Origin of the sequence: [Micrococcus luteus] ATCC 49442 (assembly GCF_010367585.1) — a bacterium.
In the GTDB taxonomy this organism is placed as follows: domain Bacteria; phylum Actinomycetota; class Actinomycetes; order Actinomycetales; family Micrococcaceae; genus Arthrobacter; species Arthrobacter luteus_A.
Window position 1 is genome coordinate 1902533 of record NZ_JAAAXP010000001.1, and the last position, 17427, is coordinate 1919959.

Annotated in this window: 15 protein-coding genes; 8 read left to right on the top strand and 7 right to left on the bottom strand. The window is 66.3% G+C overall.

Features of this window, described 5'->3' with window-relative positions; genetic code table 11:
* Positions 1-108: 108 nt before the first annotated feature.
* On the bottom strand, positions 109-498 hold the full coding sequence (locus tag GUV69_RS08470; protein ID WP_164201450.1) for a DUF3499 domain-containing protein: 390 nt from the start codon (positions 496-498) through the stop codon (positions 109-111).
* Between the two features lie 121 nt (positions 499-619).
* Here GUV69_RS08470 and GUV69_RS08475 point away from each other — a divergent pair, with 121 nt between their 5' ends.
* Complete coding sequence (locus GUV69_RS08475) at positions 620-1135, top strand: metallopeptidase family protein (RefSeq protein ID WP_164201451.1); 516 nt, start codon at positions 620-622, stop codon at positions 1133-1135.
* Between the two features lie 53 nt (positions 1136-1188).
* On the opposite strand, the gene GUV69_RS08480 is transcribed toward GUV69_RS08475, so the two are convergent.
* The 3 genes from GUV69_RS08480 to GUV69_RS23180 are packed head-to-tail and all read right to left on the bottom strand — an operon-like array spanning position 1189 to position 6867.
* The gene (locus tag GUV69_RS08480; protein WP_431197124.1) at positions 1189-2913 is read right to left on the bottom strand and encodes a DUF5719 family protein; all 1725 of its coding nucleotides are present in this window, start codon (positions 2911-2913) and stop codon (positions 1189-1191) included.
* 55 nt (positions 2914-2968) lie between these two features.
* The gene (locus GUV69_RS08485) at positions 2969-6298 is read right to left on the bottom strand and encodes a glycosyltransferase family 2 protein (protein WP_164201453.1); all 3330 of its coding nucleotides are present in this window, start codon (positions 6296-6298) and stop codon (positions 2969-2971) included.
* A gap of 29 nt (positions 6299-6327) precedes the next feature.
* A complete protein-coding gene (locus GUV69_RS23180) occupies positions 6328-6867 on the bottom strand; it encodes a WhiB family transcriptional regulator (protein ID WP_164201455.1) in 540 nt (179 codons plus the stop codon).
* A 414-nt stretch (positions 6868-7281) separates the two neighbouring features.
* Here GUV69_RS23180 and GUV69_RS08495 point away from each other — a divergent pair, with 414 nt between their 5' ends.
* A complete protein-coding gene (locus GUV69_RS08495; protein WP_164201457.1) occupies positions 7282-7980 on the top strand; it encodes a TIGR03089 family protein in 699 nt (232 codons plus the stop codon).
* Positions 7981-8043: 63 nt separating this feature from the next.
* Here GUV69_RS08495 and GUV69_RS08500 read toward each other — a convergent pair whose 3' ends face one another.
* Positions 8044-8616 (bottom strand): GtrA family protein, encoded by a 573-nt coding sequence (locus GUV69_RS08500; RefSeq protein WP_164201459.1) that lies wholly within the window; start codon positions 8614-8616, stop codon positions 8044-8046.
* Between the two features lie 172 nt (positions 8617-8788).
* Between GUV69_RS08500 and GUV69_RS08505 the strand changes: the two genes are divergently transcribed.
* The 4 genes from GUV69_RS08505 to manA all read left to right on the top strand — a co-directional run bounded on the left by GUV69_RS08505 (position 8789) and on the right by manA (position 13589).
* Complete coding sequence (locus tag GUV69_RS08505; protein WP_164201461.1) at positions 8789-9985, top strand: 5-(carboxyamino)imidazole ribonucleotide synthase; 1197 nt, start codon at positions 8789-8791, stop codon at positions 9983-9985.
* A complete protein-coding gene (purE, locus tag GUV69_RS08510) occupies positions 9982-10581 on the top strand; it encodes a 5-(carboxyamino)imidazole ribonucleotide mutase (protein WP_164201462.1) in 600 nt (199 codons plus the stop codon). The genes GUV69_RS08505 and purE overlap by 4 nt, the downstream gene beginning before the upstream one ends.
* 11 nt (positions 10582-10592) lie before the next feature.
* Positions 10593-12266: an LCP family protein gene (locus GUV69_RS08515; RefSeq protein ID WP_164201464.1), complete on the top strand. Its 1674-nt coding sequence runs from the start codon at positions 10593-10595 to the stop codon at positions 12264-12266.
* A gap of 66 nt (positions 12267-12332) precedes the next feature.
* Entirely contained in the window at positions 12333-13589 is a 1257-nt protein-coding gene (gene manA / locus GUV69_RS08520; RefSeq protein WP_164201466.1) for a mannose-6-phosphate isomerase, class I, read from the top strand.
* Here the strand turns inward: manA and GUV69_RS08525 are convergent.
* Both GUV69_RS08525 and glpX read right to left on the bottom strand, forming a co-directional pair.
* Positions 13586-14680 (bottom strand): lipid II:glycine glycyltransferase FemX, encoded by a 1095-nt coding sequence (locus tag GUV69_RS08525; protein WP_164201469.1) that lies wholly within the window; start codon positions 14678-14680, stop codon positions 13586-13588. The genes manA and GUV69_RS08525 overlap by 4 nt on opposite strands.
* A gap of 135 nt (positions 14681-14815) precedes the next feature.
* Positions 14816-15838 carry a class II fructose-bisphosphatase gene (gene glpX / locus GUV69_RS08530; protein WP_191081841.1) on the bottom strand — a complete coding sequence of 341 codons (1023 nt, stop codon included), beginning with the start codon at positions 15836-15838 and terminating at the stop codon, positions 14816-14818.
* Between the two features lie 218 nt (positions 15839-16056).
* Between glpX and GUV69_RS08535 the strand changes: the two genes are divergently transcribed.
* On the top strand, positions 16057-16737 hold the full coding sequence (locus tag GUV69_RS08535) for a DUF4245 domain-containing protein (protein ID WP_164206346.1): 681 nt from the start codon (positions 16057-16059) through the stop codon (positions 16735-16737).
* A 9-nt stretch (positions 16738-16746) separates the two neighbouring features.
* Positions 16747-17361 (top strand): carbonic anhydrase, encoded by a 615-nt coding sequence (locus tag GUV69_RS08540; protein WP_164201473.1) that lies wholly within the window; start codon positions 16747-16749, stop codon positions 17359-17361.
* Positions 17362-17427: the final 66 nt, after the last annotated feature.

Sequence of the window (17427 nt, forward strand, 5' to 3'; positions counted from 1 at the left end):
CGCGCCGGTGGCTGACTGATTAGCAGGTTCCAGCCTACCGCCAGATGAGTATCCCGACGGTTCGGGGACGCAGGCGGCCGGGCGTACGGCAGTCAGCAACGGCCCCGGTCAGGAAGGTTCGCGCAGGACACGGAGGTGGCCGCGCCGGGCGCCTTCCGCCGGGGCAGGCGCCTCCAGCGCCGAATGGGAAGCCCGCTGGGCCTGCGTTGTCTGCAGCTTAGGGGGCAACGCCGCCGCTTCCCGGACCGCGTTGGCAAGTGCCAGGAGGTCGTCGGGGCCAGGCTGTTGCGGGTTGGCGGGCATGGCCAGGCGAAGTACTTCCCAGCCACGTGGAACCGTCAGCGAGCCGGCATGCTGCTCGCACAAATCGTAACAATGCGGCTCAGCGTAGGTGGCAAGCGGACCCAGGACTGCGGTGGAGTCGGCATAGACGTACGTCAAAGTAGCTACCGCTGACTGACGGCAGGCTGATCTTGAACACTCACGGATAGCTCCCACGACATCACAGACTACTCCGTCGCACGGACTTTTCCGGGTATTTGCGGCCGCTGCCGCCGCGTCCTGATGCGTTTCACCGGGTGGTGTCGCGTAAATCTGCGGCCGGGTTTACAGTCAATGTATGCAGTCATCGAACCATGATTCCGCTTTTACGGTCCGTTTGGCTGACCCGGACGCCCGCATCGGCGAAACGGGACCGGCTTCACCGGGCCGAAGCTTCGCGACGCGCCGCAGGAACCGCCACGGCCGCGGCCTCCGGGGTGAGCTGGTGCTGCCCACACACCCCGGGTACCGGACACGATCCGACCGCTTTGATGACATGGTGCTTGACTCGGCGCAGCGGCTGCACGACATCTGGGGCAAGACACTGGACGGCGTACGCTTCGCCGTCGACGAGATACCGCCGGAGCTCGAGCAGTTGGTGGCCAATTCCGCACCACCTCCCATGGGCTCCTACACTCCCGCCACGGAGGAGGAAGGCCCGGTCATCACGCTGTACCGCCGGGTGGTGGAGCAGGGCTGCGGCAGCCGGGAGGAGCTGCAGGACCTCGTTCACGATATTGTTGTGGAACACACCGCCGAAATGCTCGGCGTGGCACCGGAAACGCTCGATCCGGTCTACCGCCGCAGGTACTGAACCCGGCAACTGAGGCCCGGCTATTTGCACCTGGCAGGACCCGCCGCGCACTCTCAGTAGCGCAGGGTGACGGCTACCTTTTCCTGTCCTGACGCTGCCGGCATAAAGGCCAACGTTGAAATATCCTCGCGGCCTTCCTGCTGCAGGAGCAGCGCGCCGTAGGCAGCGTCCCCTGATGCTGCGACGACGTACGCCACGACCTCTGACCCATCCACCTGTTCGGGAAGTTTGATCGAGGTGGTGGTGCCGCCCGCGACGTCGGCCGTTGCCGCCGGCCGGATCCTGCCGTCCGCTGTGACGGGGCTGTAGGAGATCGTTGCCCGGTTCTCCAATACGCCGAAGACCAGGGTCCTGTCTCCCCCCTTCGGCACCGGGACGACGTGCTGGCTCCCCAGCCTGGTACCGGAAGCCGCCCACGCAACGTCGGAGGCCTTGTCGCTGCTGACCCCGCGGGTGACCCGTGCCGAGGCCACAAATGACACGTCCGAACTGGTGGACACGGTGTAGTGGCCGGCCGGGACACCGGCCAGCGAAATCTCTGTGACCGCGGCGGCCTTGGCAGTCACAACACCGCCGCCGGGCAGGGCCTTTTGCCCATCCCGGCCGAAGAGCTTGACTTCCACTACTGCGTCCGACGGACCGGGGACGGTGATGGCCAACGCCGGTCCGGCGTCGTCGAAGCCGCCGGTCCCGGTCACGGCAGCGATTCCGCCGGCGTCCTGGATGTCGATCCCGGTCAGGACCTGCCTCGCGGCAGGAGCAGCTCCAGGCCCAATGAAGTCCACACCGCCGGGCGTCAGCCCACGGAGCACACTTTGCTGAATGGCGGCGGCCACGGGACCGCCGGCGCTGCGGACGTGCACGCTTAGCTGCGCCTCCCCCGGCGCCAGGCCGGCAAGGACAACCGAGCGGGTCGTCCCCGGCGCGACGAGGAGGCCCCGGCTGCCGGGAGCCTGGATCTGCCCCTTATTCCCAAAGAGCTCCAGGCTGACCGTGGCCGGCGTACTGGAGGCATTGCTCAGGACCAGGACGGAGCTGCGGCCCACCGTGGTGCTGGCACCGCTGAGCCACAGGTCGTTGGCAGGCGGCTGGCAGTTGGCTGCCGCGGAACCCTGGAGGTCACCGTCGGTGGCCGTGTATTTCACAACACCGGCCGCGGAGGGCTGCTGGCCGTCCAGGGCCTCGGCGCCCAGGACGGTGGCGCCGTCCACATTGTGCCCGTTGAGCACACCGGCCTTTACATCCTGGGGGCCGGATTCCTGGCCCGGTTGGCCGCCACCCTTGGCGATTTCGACGGCGGGCGTACCGTTGAGCGCGGACAGCACGCTTCCCGGAAGGACACCGCCGGGGGCGCTGAGGACGGCACCGGTGACGACGCTCCTGGCCGTCGCTGATTCCGGACTGAACTGCGGGTCCGTACCCGCTTCCGTCCCTTCGAGCAGGCGGGCCGGTCCCGGACATACACCCACGCTGGCGCCCGCCGGAACGGAGGCCAGGACAGCAGGAATGCTGCGGCTGCCGGCCGGTTGGGGGGCAAAGGACGCAGCCGCGACGATGCCTCCTGCCGCCGCAACAATGGCCACCGCAGAAACCAGGCCGGCCAGCAGTTCCCTGGCAGGGGTCTTGCGGCCGGCAGGCGGCGCAGCTATCGCAGCTGTTGCCTTGGCTGGCGTGTCCGCTTCCGCACCGGAGCCGGGTGCAGTGCGCGGATCCGACCCAGGACGCGTATCCGCGGCGGGGCTTGTGGCTGCCGGAGCGCCCGTGCGTGCCAGAGGCATTTCCGGGCCGGCGGGAGGCGTTTCTGACCCGGCCGGTCCGGGCTGGGCAGCGTCCTTATGCATTCTGGTGTTCCTTACGCAATGATCCCTCGTCCCGGGACAGTCCCGTGTTGGGCCGGCGCGCGGGGATGGGAATGGCGAGCATCAGCGTGAGTCCGAACACCGTTGCCTGCGCGATGCCGGCCCACAGTGCCCACGGGGCGTCGTAGCGGATGGTCAACTGGCCCGCCGACGCGGGCAACGTAAAGGCCTGGGCCGAGCCTGATGTTGTGGCGGTGAGCTTCCGGCCGTCATACCAGGCGCTCCATCCCGGATCCGGCCGCTCCGCGAGCACCACAAGCCTGCCCTCCGGACCTTCCGCAATGGTGGTGTCGACGTCGTCGTACTTGGAGGCCACGAGCGCCACCGTGGCGCCGGCCGGGTCAACAATCCGCACCCGGTGGGCAACATCAGCAGGCTGGAGCGCAGGCTGGTTCAGCGGCGTGATCCGCCACAGCCAGCCAACATCCGTCTGGCCGACGGCAACGAGGCCCGGCACGGCGTCCATCCGGCTGGCAGTGATCTGGGCGGCGGTATCTGCCGAGCGGAGCACCACAAATCCGGCACCCAGGCGTTCGAGCAGCGGCCGCGGGTCCACGCCCTGCCCGGCCACAAGAGTGGCCACAACGCTGCGGATGGAGGCGGTGACATCGTCATCGTCCCGGACTGTCTCCTGGCCTGGTGCGCCCATGATGTTCCGGGCGGCGGCAATGGTGGAAAGGCTGTCCAGGGTTGTCCCGGCACCGCGCATCAGGGCTGCGTCAAAGGTGCCGTTCTCCTTGGTACTGATCAGCAGCGTCCGTGACTGTTCAGGCCCGGTGCCGCGGTCGATCGCCGTTGCCGGAAGCGTGCGGGCGTTGCCGGCCTCCACGAGCCGGGGGGTGCCGAGCGGCGGGCCGGCCGAACCGTCGGCCGGTTGCGCCGCAGCGGCCGGCCGGAGGACGTTCTGCGCCGACCAGGCCGCCATGCCGGCCAAGGGGCCTGCCAGCAGCAACACCATGCCCAGGGCTACCGCGGACCGCAGCATCACATTTTGCCGGATGCGCGACGACATGGATCGGTCCGCGGCATCAAGCAGCCGCTCGGCGCCGATCAGCGCCGCTGCCAGGAGTGCGAACCCTGCGGCCGAGACAGCCGGACCGGTGAACGGTGTGACCAGGGTGTCTCCAAGGACGCCGGTGGCGACGTGCCCGGCCAGCCAGCCCCCAACCAGGACCACCAGCGCCGCCACCCACAGCGCACGCGCAGTCCGGCTGCGTTTGCCTGGCAGGAAAAGTGCCGCCACGGCAAGCGCCAGGACCGGAACCGCAACCAGAAGCGCCAGAAGCAGTGCCCATGGGATGACCCCACCGCTAAAGAAGGGAAGCCCGGACAGGCCACCCCCGGGTGCGAACAGCAGGGGCTGGCCCAGGATTTGCTGCCACAGGGGGGCCGCTTCGAATGCCAGCGGCACGCCGGGATCGGCGAGGAGCGCCCGCGGCCTGTCGATGACGGAAAGTCCAAAGGGAAGGAAGAGGGCCACACTGGGCAGCAGGGCCCACCAGACTGTGCGTCCGCGGCGTCCCAGCACCAGGCCGCAGAGCACGATAAGCACCACGGCGGGGATCAGCAGCGAGGGTGCAGCTGCGGCAACAACCGCCAGGGCCAGGCCCGCCGCGGCAGCAGCTGTCCAGGACGGTGTTCCGTTGACGCCCGGATGCGTCGGCGGCTTCTCGGTAAACCGTCGCTCACCCGGGGCCGGAAGGATAAACCGCCCGTGGCCAACGGCGGATCCCGTGGCGCGCAGGAGGGCCAGGACCAGCAACGGGATCATGATGTGGGCCACCAGTGCACCGGCACGGCCCTGATTGAGGGCCACCTGCAACGCCGGAGCGGCAGCCCAGAACAGTGCGGCAGCAAAGCGGAAGCGGCGTCTGGTGGTCACACCGCCGGCGGCAAACCAGGCGGTCAGGCCGGACAGTGGCGCGGCGAGCAGGAGCAGCCAGGACATGGCCGCGTTGGCATCTCCGCCGCCCGACACGCCAAGGATCCACAGCACGTAACCGAACGGGTCTCCCTTGCCGGGAAGCCCCGCACCCAGGCTGATCCACCAGCTGGATGCATGGTGCCAGATTTCGCCCAGGGTGGCGGACACAGGTATCAGGCCGCCGCCGGAGACGGCCTCGGCACGGAACAACCCGCTGAGGGCGGTCACGGAAGCTGCGGCCGCGATGACGATGGCGGCGAGTGCACCAGCGCCCACCCAACCGCGTTCGGTGGTGGTCAGTGCTGCGAAGTCATCGGTGGAGTCGCCGGTGGGCTGGTCCGCGAGGGGGTCGTGCAGCAGGCCGTCGGCTGTGGACCTGTCTGCACCGAGGGCCTCCATCAGGGAACGCCGGTGGTTCCAGACGTCACGCCGGGGCGTCTGCAGCTTCTTGATGACCGAACGCCTGATCCGGCGGGTACTGGCTGCCGTCCGCCGGGATTTTGCCACAGCGGCCGGCCGGCCCAGTGCGGCGATCGTCGCTACGAGCTGGGAGAATCCGTGTCCCGGGTCCTTGACCGCGATGCTGAGGACGAGCTTGAAGATACTGCCCAGCAGGGCGCCCACAGCATGGATGGGAACCTTCCAGAGCGGTGCGTGCTTGAGCCGAAGGTGGACCTGCGCCTTGCGGGCGGCCGAGGGGTTGCCTTGGGCATGGGGGCGGTGGGCCACATGGAACATCCGCGCAGTGGGAACAACCACTACGCGGTGCCCGGCGAGGCGGTTGCGCCAGCAAAAGTCGACGTCATCACCCGTGCCGGGAAGTGCGGGGTCGAACCCTTGAAGGTGTTCCCAGATATCGCGCCGGACCAGCATGCCCGCTGAGTTCACTGCGAAAGTGTCCGTACGGCCGTTGTACTGGCCCTGGTCGAGCTCGTCGGCGTCAATCATGGTGAGGCGCTCGGCCCACCGGCTGGTGGACAGCCCGACGTCGATCAGTCGGCGTCCGGAGTGCCAGTCCAATTGCTTGCAGCCGGCGACCGTCACCGATGGTGCGCGTTCCACGGCACCGAGGAGTTCAGCCAGCGTCTCCGGGGCGGGGGCTGCGTCATCGTGAAGCAGCCAGATCCACTCCGCTGCGCGGCTGGACTGGCCTTCCCAAGGTGACCGTGCGCTGAGTCCGGCGCGTACGGCACCCCCCATGCCGCTCCTGCCGTGGGGGAAGCTGAGGACGTTCCCGGCGCCCAGGGCCCGCTCCAGCAGGGCCAAGGAGTCGTCACGCGAGCCTGTGTCCACCCCTATAACTGAATCGACGGGCCTGGTCTGGTCCGCCAGGGCGGCCAGGGTTCTGGGTAGATAGTCACTGCCGTTGTGGGACACCACAACAGCAGTGACATGTACTTCCTGAAGAATTAGATTGCTCGCTTCCTTAGCCGCCGGCGTTCACGCTCGGAAAGGCCACCCCAAATACCAAACCGTTCGTCGTTCGCCAGCGCGTATTCGAGGCACTGTGAGCGCACATTGCATGCTCCGCAGACTTTCTTCGCGTCGCGGGTCGATCCGCCCTTCTCCGGGAAAAAGGCTTCCGGATCAGTCTGGGCACACAAGGCATCAGTCTGCCAGCCTAGTTCGCCTTCGTCGTCAAAATCCTGCCTGAACGGCAAGCCGATCCACACCGGCTGAGTGGTCTCCGGCCCGGAAGTGCGCAGTTCCATGGGCGGGTCCAGATCGTCATCATCCGGGTCGTGCCCGCCGTCAAGGAGCGCCTCGTGTGCCGCCAGGAATGCCGTGGCCTGGTCCTGGAGGGGGTCTTTGACGTCCCGGTTGTAACGGTCTGCGGCGTCAGGATCGGCGGGATCCACATACCAGTCGCTCGGTACGCCCCGTGCGCGGTATTTAGCCGTTGCCTGGCCGGCGACGGCATCTTCATGGATACGCTCTGCTTGCCCCACGGCGACCCTCCTGAATGTTTTCAGCCACTGCTGGATCCCTTTGACACTCGGTTGTGTGCCGGGATTTATGCAGTCGCTTTCGATATCTAATTACACGTGTGTAACTAGCAGTGAGTCAAGCCGCCGACGGGATAATAATCAACCTTTCGGGCGAAACGCCGTCACGCCACGCCCGGAAATTTTTCTGCAGTCCGGCACGGCGGAGGCCTCACTGCGGTCAGTCGTCCCCGGAAGCCCCTGCGCCTAAGGAATACCGGCAGAAAATACAGGGCCGAAGCCAGTAAGACAAATGAGATGACAAAACAATGTGAGTAACATCACAGGCCGACGAGTGCCTGCGGGCCGCATCCTGCCTGGTCACGCAGCTTCCCCGCGCCCCCGGTAACCGCGTATCCGGCGTGGCAAGATAGTGCCATGAGCATCCCGGCGATCGACCTGATGACCACCCTTCGTTCCGGCCACTCCACATCGCCCCGCCTTACCTGGTACGGCCCCGACTCCGAGCGGGTGGAGCTCTCCGGCCGTGTCCTGGACAACTGGGTGGCTAAGACAGGCAACCTGCTGCAGGACGAGCTCGACGCCGAACCAGGCATGCGCCTCGGCCTTGATCTCCCCGCGCACTGGAAATCATTGATCTGGGCCCTGGCTGCCTGGCAGATTGGCATGGAGACCGTCCTTAACGGGAGCGAGGCGGACCTGCTCGTCACCGACAAGCCCGGAAATGTAACGGGAACGTACGACGCCGTAATCGCCGTCGCGTTGCCGGCGCTGGCAATGCGGTGGCCCGGGGACCTCCCTGCCGGAGTGATCGATTATGCCGCCGAGGTGCGTTCCCACGGTGATGTCTTCATGGCGCATTCGGATCCGTCGGCGTCGGGCTGCGCCATTGCGGGCAGCGACGGCCAACGGCACCTTCATGAAGGCCTGCTGACCGGCTTCGCCGCTCAGCACGATGAAGGAGTCAGGCTGCTGGTACCGGCATCAGATGGACTGGAAGCAGCCCTGGCCAACTCCCTGGGCGCCTGGCAGAACGGCGGCTCCGTGGTCCTGGCCCACGCCGACGTGCAGCTGACGGATCAGCTCCTCGCCGCAGAACGCGTCCAGGGAAAGTAGCCCTGCAGAGGACGCACCCTGGCCTGCGAGGCTGCCCGGCTCAGTGCCCGGGTCAACGCCCGGCTACGGCTGCCGCGTGGCGTCCGGAGCATCCTTCTCCGGGAGGTCCGCGCTCTGCACGGCCGCAGCCGATGCCTTCTCATGATGGTGCAGTTCGATGATTTCGTGGTCGTGGGAGAACTCCGGCTCCTGATCCAGTTCCTGATTGAACACAAGGAAGCGGTAGGCGAAGAAACGGACCACCGTTGCGACCAGGATGCCGACAACCCCGGCGGCAAACAGCATGTTTTTGTCGGTGACGTTGAATGAATACTTCGCCAGGGCAGTGAAACCGGTGGAAATCCCGATCCCGATACCGTTGATGAGAATGAACATCAGGAATTCGCGCAGCACGTTCGCCTGCCGCCGATGCCGGAACGTCCACAGCCGGTTGGCGATCCATGAGAAAACAGTCGCAATGCTTGCCCCGACGAAGCGCGCTTTGGCTTCACTGTCCGTCATCGGGCCGTGCATCAGGTAGTACGTCAGGCCGTTGTCGATCACGAAAGCCACTCCGCCGACGGCACCGAATTTGGCTACCTCGCGCCAAAACAGCGAGGCTAGCCCCCGGATACGATCTGCGAGTGAGTTAATCATGACCCTCCATGGCCGTCCGTTCTGTGGGCCACACGGCCAGAGGCCATTTTAGCCCCCAAAACCGCGAACCGCCCCCTCCCGCCCGGTCAAGCGACGGCCGCATTACCTGCTTCCGGGCCCCGTGGCGGCCCGAAAGCCGGGATACCGCGAGCTTTTCTGTAGGCTGGCACATGTGACTTTTCCAGTAATCGGCGTGGTTGGCGGCGGCCAGCTCGCGCGCATGATGGCCCCAGCCGCCACCGCCCTTGGTTTTGAACTGCGTGTCCTGGCTGAAGCCGAGGATGTTTCGGCCGTTTCAGCAGTCTCCACGTCACCGGTCGGTGACTACAAAGACCTCCAAACCCTCCTCAACTTCGCGGACGGCCTGGATGTTATGACGTTCGACCACGAGCATGTCCCCACGGACCACCTGCGTGAGCTCCTGGCGGCCGGCGTGAACGTCCAGCCGGGTCCCGACGCCCTGGTCAACGCGCAGGACAAACTGGTAATGCGGGCCGCCATCGACAGCCTGGGTCTCCCGAATCCGGCGTGGGCAGCTGTTTCCGACGTTGCCGGGCTGGTGAGCTTCGGCGACAGGACCGGCTGGCCGGTGGTCCTCAAAATGCCCCGCGGCGGGTACGACGGAAAGGGAGTCCGGATCATCGACTCCGCCGATGATGCCGCCGAAGCCGCCGAGTGGTTTGAGGCCATGAACCCGCTGCTCGTCGAAGCCAAGGTTGATTTCAGCCGCGAGCTGTCGGCCCTGGTGGCACGGACTCCCGGTGGTGAAGCGAGGGCCTGGCCAGTGGTCCACACCATCCAGGTGGACGGCGTCTGCGATGAAGTTATTGCGCCCGCACTTGGCCTTCCCCTGGAGGTGGCTGCGGCCGCCGAAGACGCTGCCCTGCGGATCGCCCACGAACTGGGAGTGACCGGCGTCATGGCCGCGGAGCTTTTCGAAACTCCCGGAACCGGCACCGGCTTCCTGATCAACGAACTTGCCATGCGGCCGCACAACACCGGCCACTGGACGCAGGACGGTTCCGTCACCAGCCAATTCGAGCAGCATTTGCGGGCAGTCCTTAACCTGCCCCTGGGTGCCACCGACGTTCTTGGCCCGGTGGTGGTGATGAAGAACTTCCTCGGCGGCGATAACCAGGACCTGTTCTCCGCCTATCCGGCTGCCCTCGCACTCGAGCCTGCTGCCAAGGTTCACTGCTACGGCAAGTCAGTCCGCCCCGGCCGAAAGATTGGCCACGTCAACCTGGTGGGGGACGCCACCGGCGACGTGGACTCGGTCCGGCAGCGCGCCACCCGCGTGGCTGACACCATCCGCGACGGCCGGGTTCCGGCCGAAGGACCGGCACGGATTTCCGAGGAGAACGCATGAGCACCGAAACTACGCCCGGACCCGGCCACAACGGCACCGGCACCGGCACCGGCCCCATCGTTGGGCTGGTCATGGGTTCAGATTCCGATTGGCCGGTCATGGAGGCCGCAGCCGACGCGCTGGCTGAATTCGGCATACCTTTTGAAGCAGATGTGGTCTCCGCGCACCGGATGCCCACCGAGATGATCCGGTACGGCCAGACCGCCCATGAACGCGGGCTGCGCGTGATCATCGCAGGCGCAGGCGGAGCAGCCCACCTGCCCGGCATGCTCGCCAGTGTCACTCCCCTGCCCGTCATTGGTGTTCCGGTGCCGCTGAAGACCCTCGATGGCATGGATTCCCTGCTGTCCATCGTCCAGATGCCGGCAGGCGTTCCGGTAGCCACCGTGTCCATCGCCGGTGCGCGAAATGCCGGCCTGCTTGCTGTCCGCATCCTGGCTTCCGGCACGGACGGGCTGGCGGCATCACTCCGCGCGGACCTTGTGGACTTCGCCCAGGAACTCAACGACGCCGCCACGCGCAAGGGAGCCAGCCTCAGGCAGAAAGTCAGCGAAGTCTTCGCTGACGGCAATGGCGTTCTCCGGGGCAGCCGCTAGGGTACCGGAATATGTCCCGAAGCGTTCAGCACCCCGCCACCGGCACGGCCATGACGGACCCCGTTCGGTATCCGTCCGGCGCCTCGTCCCCCGTCCGGACCAAGCGGGCCTTTGTCCTGCTGCTGATGACACTTCTGGTGCCCGGCAGCGCGCAGATTGTGGCCGGCGACCGCAAACTCGGCCGCACCGCCCTCCGGGTAACCCTGGCCGTATGGGCGCTGCTGGTGGTGGCCGTGCTGCTTCTGGTCTTCAACCGAACGCTCCTGATCAGCATTATCACCAACCCCTACGCCTCGCTGGTCATCATCGTGGTTCTGGTTGCCCTGGCACTGTGGTGGGCGTTCCTCTTTATCAACACCCTGCGGCTGATCCGCCCGGTCCTGCTGGCACCGGGGGCGCGTCCCGCCGTCGTGATTTCCCTCGTACTTGCCCTGGTCCTCAGCAGCGGGACACTGGGTTACGCGGCCTACCTGCTGAACGTGGGGCGCAACGCCATTGGCAATATTTTCTCGGCCGGACCGTCGATCGACCCCGTGGAGGGCCGGTACAACTTCCTGATGATGGGCGGTGATGCGGGCGACGACCGCACCGGCCGCCGCCCGGACAGCCTTTCCGTGCTCAGCGTGGACGCCAAGACCGGCCAGACCGCCATCATCTCTGTCCCGCGCAACCTGCAGAACGCCCAGTTCAGCGAAGGCTCGCCCATGCGGGAAATCTACCCTGACGGCTACGACTGCGGCGATGAGTGCCTGATCAATGCCATCAACACCGAAGTGACGAATGAGCACGCTGACCTCTACCCCGGCGTCGCAGACCCCGGTGCGCAGGCGACCCTGGAAGCAGTCTCAGGGACCCTGGGCCTGACCGTCCAGGCCTACGTCCTGGTGGACATGGAGGGCTTCGCCAAACTCATTGACGCTATGGGCGGTATCAGGATCAAGGCCGGCGGCTGGGTTCCGATGAGCGGCTACTTCGACGAAGTGACGCGTACTCATGGCATGCCCCTGGGCTGGATTCCCGCCGGTGAACAAACGCTCGACGGCGACCAGGCACTTTGGTACGGACGGTCCCGCGAGTACGTCGACGATTATGCCCGGATCCAGCGTCAGCAGTGCGTCCAGCAGGCCATGCTGAAGCAGCTCGACCCGGCGACCCTGCTGTCCAAGTTCGAGGACATCGCCAGCGCAGGCACCAAGGTGGTGGATTCCAACATCTCGTCGTCCCAGCTCGGCAGCTTCCTGGACCTCGCCATTAAGGCCAAGGGCCAGGAAGCCAAGCGGCTGACCATCGGCCCGCCCGACTTCGACGCATCCTTCTCGACGGTGCCTGACTTCGACGTCATCCACACCAGGGTGGACCAGCTCCTGGCGTCAGCCTCCGGCCCGCAGGCCGCCGCACCGCAGGACGGCGTGATGGATGACCGCGTGACGGGCGACGGGATCGTGCAGGCATCCGCTACGGGCGGCCACCCGCAGGCGTCCGGGACGCTGCGGCCTGCTGCAGGCCTTCGCGCAGGCGTGCCCGGGCAGCAAACCCCGGCGCCGTCGTCGGACTTCACCCCGGTGACTACAACGCCCGACGGCGAGCCGATCACCGAGGAGCTGCTGACCCAGCTCAAGCTTGCGGGTAATGAGGAAGCTATCCGTGAACTCGTGGCCACCAACGGCCAATGTGCGCCCATGTAGGCATGCTGCCCCACTCCGCCCCACCGAACTCTTACCTGACTGAATACAAAGGAATGGACCCCGGCTGTGTACGAACTTGAAAACGCCCTTCGCGACTATGCCTGGGGCTCCAGGACAGCCATCGCAGGCCTGCTGGGACGCCCCGGGTCCGGCGGCCCGGAAGCCGAGCTGTGGATCGGTGCCCACCCCGGCGCCCCGTCAAAGGCCCGCCGGCCTGACGGCTCCGAAGCACCACTGGACGCGTTGATCTCCTCCGATCCGGAGCATTTCCTGGGCAGTGAATCCGTGGCGGAGTTTGGGCCGCGGCTGCCGTTTCTCACAAAACTCCTTGCCGCCGCCCAGCCCCTGTCGCTTCAGGTTCATCCCAGCATTGAGCAGGCCAAGGAGGGCTTCGCGCGCGAGAACGCTGCCGGCATCGCCCAGGATGCGGCCAACCGGAATTACCGTGATGACAACCACAAGCCGGAGATGATCCTTGCGCTGACGCCGTTTGAGTCACTGTGCGGATTCCGTGCGCCGGCGGCCACACGGCAGATCCTGCTGCACGTGGCCGGTTGTTTCGACCCCGTGGAAGGCGACGTGCCGGCACTGCTCAACGAGTTGCTGGACGACCTCGGTTCACCCAACGAAGGCGTCGGCCTCCGGAACGCCTTTGAACGGCTGATCAACGGCGGCGAAAAAGTCTCCGAGGCCACGGCCATCGTGGCTGCTGCCTTGGCCTCCGGCGCCCCGCTGGCACCGTACCAAGCGGAGCTGTCCACGGTGGTCAGCCTGAACGAGCAGTACCCGGGTGATCCTGGCGTCCTGATCTCGCTGCTTCTCAACCGCATCTCGCTCGCTCCCGGTGAGGCCGTCTATCTGCCCGAGGGCAAAGTGCACGCCTACCTCTCGGGGTTGGGAGTGGAAGTCATGGCCTCCTCCGACAACGTGCTCCGGGGCGGACTGACACCGAAGTTCATCGACGTGCCCGAGCTCCTGCGCACCGTCGACTTCACGTCAGTGGCAGTGCCGATGCTCACCCCGGAATTTTCCGCGCTGGGTCAGGAACTCTACCGCCCGCCGTTCCGGGAATTCCAGCTTCAGCGGATCGAGCTGGCCCCCGGCGCCGCACCGGTCCCGATCGCCCAGTCAGGGGCCGCCGTTGTGCTTGTGGTCTCAGGCGCCGTGTACCTGGACTCCCCCAAGGGTGACCTGAAGCTGGCCCGCGGCGGGAGCGCATTCCTGGCCGCCTCCGAGGCTCCGGTCAACGCGCATCCGGTGGCGGGCGCCTCAGAGACAGCCGTTGCTTTCGCGGTCACCACCGGGGCCGGCAAAGGCGCCTAGCGCTGAGTGACCCGTCCCAGGAACGACCGTGCCGCGGGCAGGGCCTTCCGAGCGGCCGGCAGGGCATTCTGTAGCCCCCTCCGGGCTGCCGGCAGGGCCTTTCGCGTTGCCTGCAGCCCCTTGCGGGCGGCCGGCATTGCCCGGGCGTACACGGGGTAAAGGGGTGCCAGCGGCTTCTCCCACGTGCCCATCAGCAGGTTCTCATGCTTGGCGAATTGCTTCTTGAAGTCCGAGATGCCGTCATTCAGCAGGCCGTTGAAGTCGTAGCGCGCGCAGCCGTCCTCGCGCATGGCCTGCAGCGCAGCCCACTTCACGCCGTAGTTCACCCGCTGCTTCTGACCCTCGGCTGAGACGCCGCCGTAGAGCTCAAACGCCGTGGCCCCGCTTCGGGACAGCCAGACGAACGCCAGCAGCTGCCCGCCGTCGAAGGCTCCGATAATAGGTGACCCCTCGCCCAGGTTGGCGAAGATGTCGCGGTAATACTGGTCTTCGTGGATTCCGAACCCGGCCCGGTCCGCCGTCTCGTGGTAGATGCCCAGTACCTGTTCCAGCTCCGCCGGGGTCTGCACCTTCCGGAACTCCACCTCGCTGCGCATGGCTTTGCGGATGTTGGCACGTGTGGACTTGGACATCTCTGCCATAAGTTCATCGTCGCTCTTGGCCAGGTCGAGGATGAGAGTCCGGGGGATCAGCACGGTGTTGCTGGACGGGGTGAAGCCGGCGGCGGCCACCGCCGGGGCGAAGGCGGACTCGGCGTCCCAGTCAGGCTCGATGCTCAGCGCAACGCCCCGGTGGCGGCTGGAAGCATACTCGGCGAGCTGTTCCAGGACGGCGGTGGCGTGGTCGGCGGAGCACAAGGGGCCGCGCGGCACGTACACCAGTGCCCGGAACGGGAACGGCAGCTTGCGGACCAGCAACTGGGCGCAGCCGAGGATGTTTTCGTCGTCGGTGACCAGGACCCGGTCCACGGACCAGCCATGCATCCCCTTGGTCTCACCCCAGCCCCACAGTTGCTGCGGATGGCCCTGAAATTGGTCAACGTATCCGTCCCAGACGGCGCGGTCAGTACAGGGCATAACGGCAAGACTCATGAATTCAACCCTATACCAACGCCCTGGTGTGCCCGGCCCTGCGGCGACTGCCCCAGGATGCCGGCACACCGCGGCGCAGGCACGAAAAACGCCACACCGCCGGAGCGGTGTGGCGTTGTCCCGCTATGCCCGGAACTAGTTCTTGCGGGCGTAGCCTTCCCACTTGCTGGCCTGGTGCTCGCCGTCGACAAAGCGGATGGTGCCGGACTTGGAGCGCATCACGATGGACTGGGTCAGGACCTTGTCCTTGGAGTAGCGCACACCCTTGAGGAGGTCGCCGTCGGTGATGCCCGTGGCCGCGAAGTAGCAGTTGTCGCTGGACACGAGGTCGTTGGTGGACAGCACGCGGTCCAGGTCGTGGCCGGCGTCGATGGCCTTCTGCTTCTCGTCGTCGCTGGTGGGCCACAGCCGGCCCTGGATGACGCCACCGAGGGACTTGATGGCGCAGGCGGCAACGATGCCTTCAGGCGTGCCGCCGATACCCATGAGGGCGTCAACGCCGGTGCCGGAGCGGGCTGCGGCAATGGCGCCGGCGACGTCGCCGTCCATGATGAACTTGGTGCGGGCACCGGCTTCGCGGATCTCCTCGACCAGCGGACGGTGACGGTCGCGGTCCAGGATCATGACGTTGAGCTGGTTGACCTTCACGCCCTTCGCCTTGGCGATCAGGTGCAGGTTCTGCTTCACCGGGAGCCGCAGATCGACCATGTCGGCAGCTTCCGGGCCCGTGACGAGCTTTTCCATGTAGAACACGGCGGAGGGATCGAACATGGAGCCGCGTTCAGCCACTGCGAGTACCGCGAGGGCGTTGTTAATGCCCAGGGCGGTGAGGCGCGTGCCGTCGATCGGGTCCACGGCGACGTCGCACTCGGGACCGGTGCCGTCGCCGACGTGCTCGCCGTTGAACAGCATGGGGGCTTCGTCTTTTTCGCCCTCGCCGATGACCACAACGCCGTTGAAGTGGACGGTGTGGAGGAAGGAGCGCATGGCGTCGACAGCGGCGCCGTCAGCCTTGTTCTTGTCGCCGAAACCGACCCAGTGGCCGCCGGCGATGGCTGCGGCTTCGGTGACGCGGACGAGCTCAAGGGCAAGGTTGCGGTCCGGCTCGTCAATACCCACAGCAAGTGAGGGGGAGAGCGTGGAGTACTGCTGGGTCATAGGCGTTGCTGGCACGTGAACCTCTTCTTCGAGTGGCGATCATTGGACCCGTTCAGCCGGATTCAGCCGAGCGATGATTCCTCTGCTACTGATCATAGTCGCGGCGCCGGCCGAGGGCGCCGCCATGACGTCCGCCCGCAACATGGACCGTCTCACCGGTCCACAAGGCCGAATGTGAGTTGGGCCCGCGCATGCGCGACTATAGAGGGGTGAGTGAAATGCAGGAAAAGACCAACGCCGGACAAGACCCCTCGGACTCCGGGCCCGACAGGCACGACGCGCCGAACGGTGATTACCCTCCCGTAAAGCCCGTTATCCCGGCTGCCGCCGCCAAGCGCGCCAATGCGTCGGTGATCGGCATGATCATTGCCCTTCTTGTCAGCATCGCCGCTTTCCTGCCCATTGTCCTGATGAACCCGCTCCCCAAGAGCGACGGCTTCCGCCCGGACATCGACGTCAGCGCGTCAGCCCGGAACGCCGCCGATGTGGCAGGATTCACACCCGCCGCGCCCGACACCGCAAACGCCTACCGGCCAAATTACGCCCGCTGGGAGTCCGGAAGCGGCAGTGGCGTTCCCATGTGGGAGGTGGGCTACATCACCCCGAAGGACTCCTTCATCGGGCTGATCCAGACCCGGCAGTCCAACCCCACGTGGCTTCTGCAGCAGACCAAGAGCGCGCCGGTCACAGGAACCCGCGACGCCGGCGGACAAGCCTGGGAACTCCGTGACGCCGGAAAAGGCGAGAAGAGCATGATCCTGGACTACCGCGGAACCACCGTTGTCCTTACAGGCACCGCGCAACTGGACGAGTTCGTTGTCCTGGCAGACGCCGTCGTGAAATCCATGGACAGCAACCCGGCCGTAACGGTTTCACCGTCAGCCAGCCCGGCGCCGTAAGGTAGGCCAGTGGCCACATACCTGACACCTGCCCTCGCCTGGCGCCGCATGCGCGAAGGCAACGAACGCTTCGTTGCCGGAGAATCGTCGCACCCGAACCAGGACGCGTCCCGCCGCTCCTCGCTTGTCGAGAACCAGCATCCTTTTGCTGTGATCTTCGGCTGCTCCGACTCACGGCTCGCCGCGGAAATCATCTTCGACCTGGGGCTGGGTGACGCCTTTGTGGTGCGCACCGCCGGCCAGGTGATTGACGACGCCGTCCTCGGCTCCCTCGAGTACAGCGTCAGCGTGCTGGGGGTGCCGCTGATCGCCATCCTTGGGCACGACAGCTGCGGTGCGGTGAGCGCCACAAAGGATGCTGTCGAAACCGGGCAGATGCCGGCAGGCTTCATCCGGGACCTCGTGGAGCGCATTACCCCCTCGGTCCTGACGTCCCTGCGCAACGACGAACACGAGGTCAACGACATGGTGGTGGAGCACGTCAAGCAGACATCCCAGCGCCTCGTGGACAGCTCGCGTGTGATTTCTGCCGCAATCGAGGACGGCCGCGCCGCAGTGATCGGCTTGTCCTACAGCCTCGCCGAGGGCCGGGCGAACGTGGTTTCGGGGATCGGCGAGATCTAAGCCAGCCCCGGACCTGGCCCCGTAGCAATGCGGTTCACGGTTTTAGCCCCGGGCGCACATCGTCCT

What these genes read in the sequence shown, in the direction of transcription:
- GUV69_RS08475 (WP_164201451.1), top strand. Translation starts at nt 620, where the DNA reads ATGCAGTCATCGAACCATGATTCCGCTTTTACGGTCCGTTTGGCTGAC.
- GUV69_RS08480 (WP_431197124.1), bottom strand. Translation starts at nt 2,913, where the DNA reads ATGCCTCTGGCACGCACGGGCGCTCCGGCAGCCACAAGCCCCGCCGCG.
- GUV69_RS08495 (WP_164201457.1), top strand. Translation starts at nt 7,282, where the DNA reads ATGAGCATCCCGGCGATCGACCTGATGACCACCCTTCGTTCCGGCCAC.
- GUV69_RS08500 (WP_164201459.1), bottom strand. Translation starts at nt 8,616, where the DNA reads ATGATTAACTCACTCGCAGATCGTATCCGGGGGCTAGCCTCGCTGTTT.
- purE (WP_164201462.1), top strand. Translation starts at nt 9,982, where the DNA reads ATGAGCACCGAAACTACGCCCGGACCCGGCCACAACGGCACCGGCACC.
- GUV69_RS08515 (WP_164201464.1), top strand. Translation starts at nt 10,593, where the DNA reads ATGTCCCGAAGCGTTCAGCACCCCGCCACCGGCACGGCCATGACGGAC.
- GUV69_RS08525 (WP_164201469.1), bottom strand. Translation starts at nt 14,680, where the DNA reads ATGAGTCTTGCCGTTATGCCCTGTACTGACCGCGCCGTCTGGGACGGA.
- glpX (WP_191081841.1), bottom strand. Translation starts at nt 15,838, where the DNA reads ATGACCCAGCAGTACTCCACGCTCTCCCCCTCACTTGCTGTGGGTATT.
- GUV69_RS08535 (WP_164206346.1), top strand. Translation starts at nt 16,057, where the DNA reads ATGCAGGAAAAGACCAACGCCGGACAAGACCCCTCGGACTCCGGGCCC.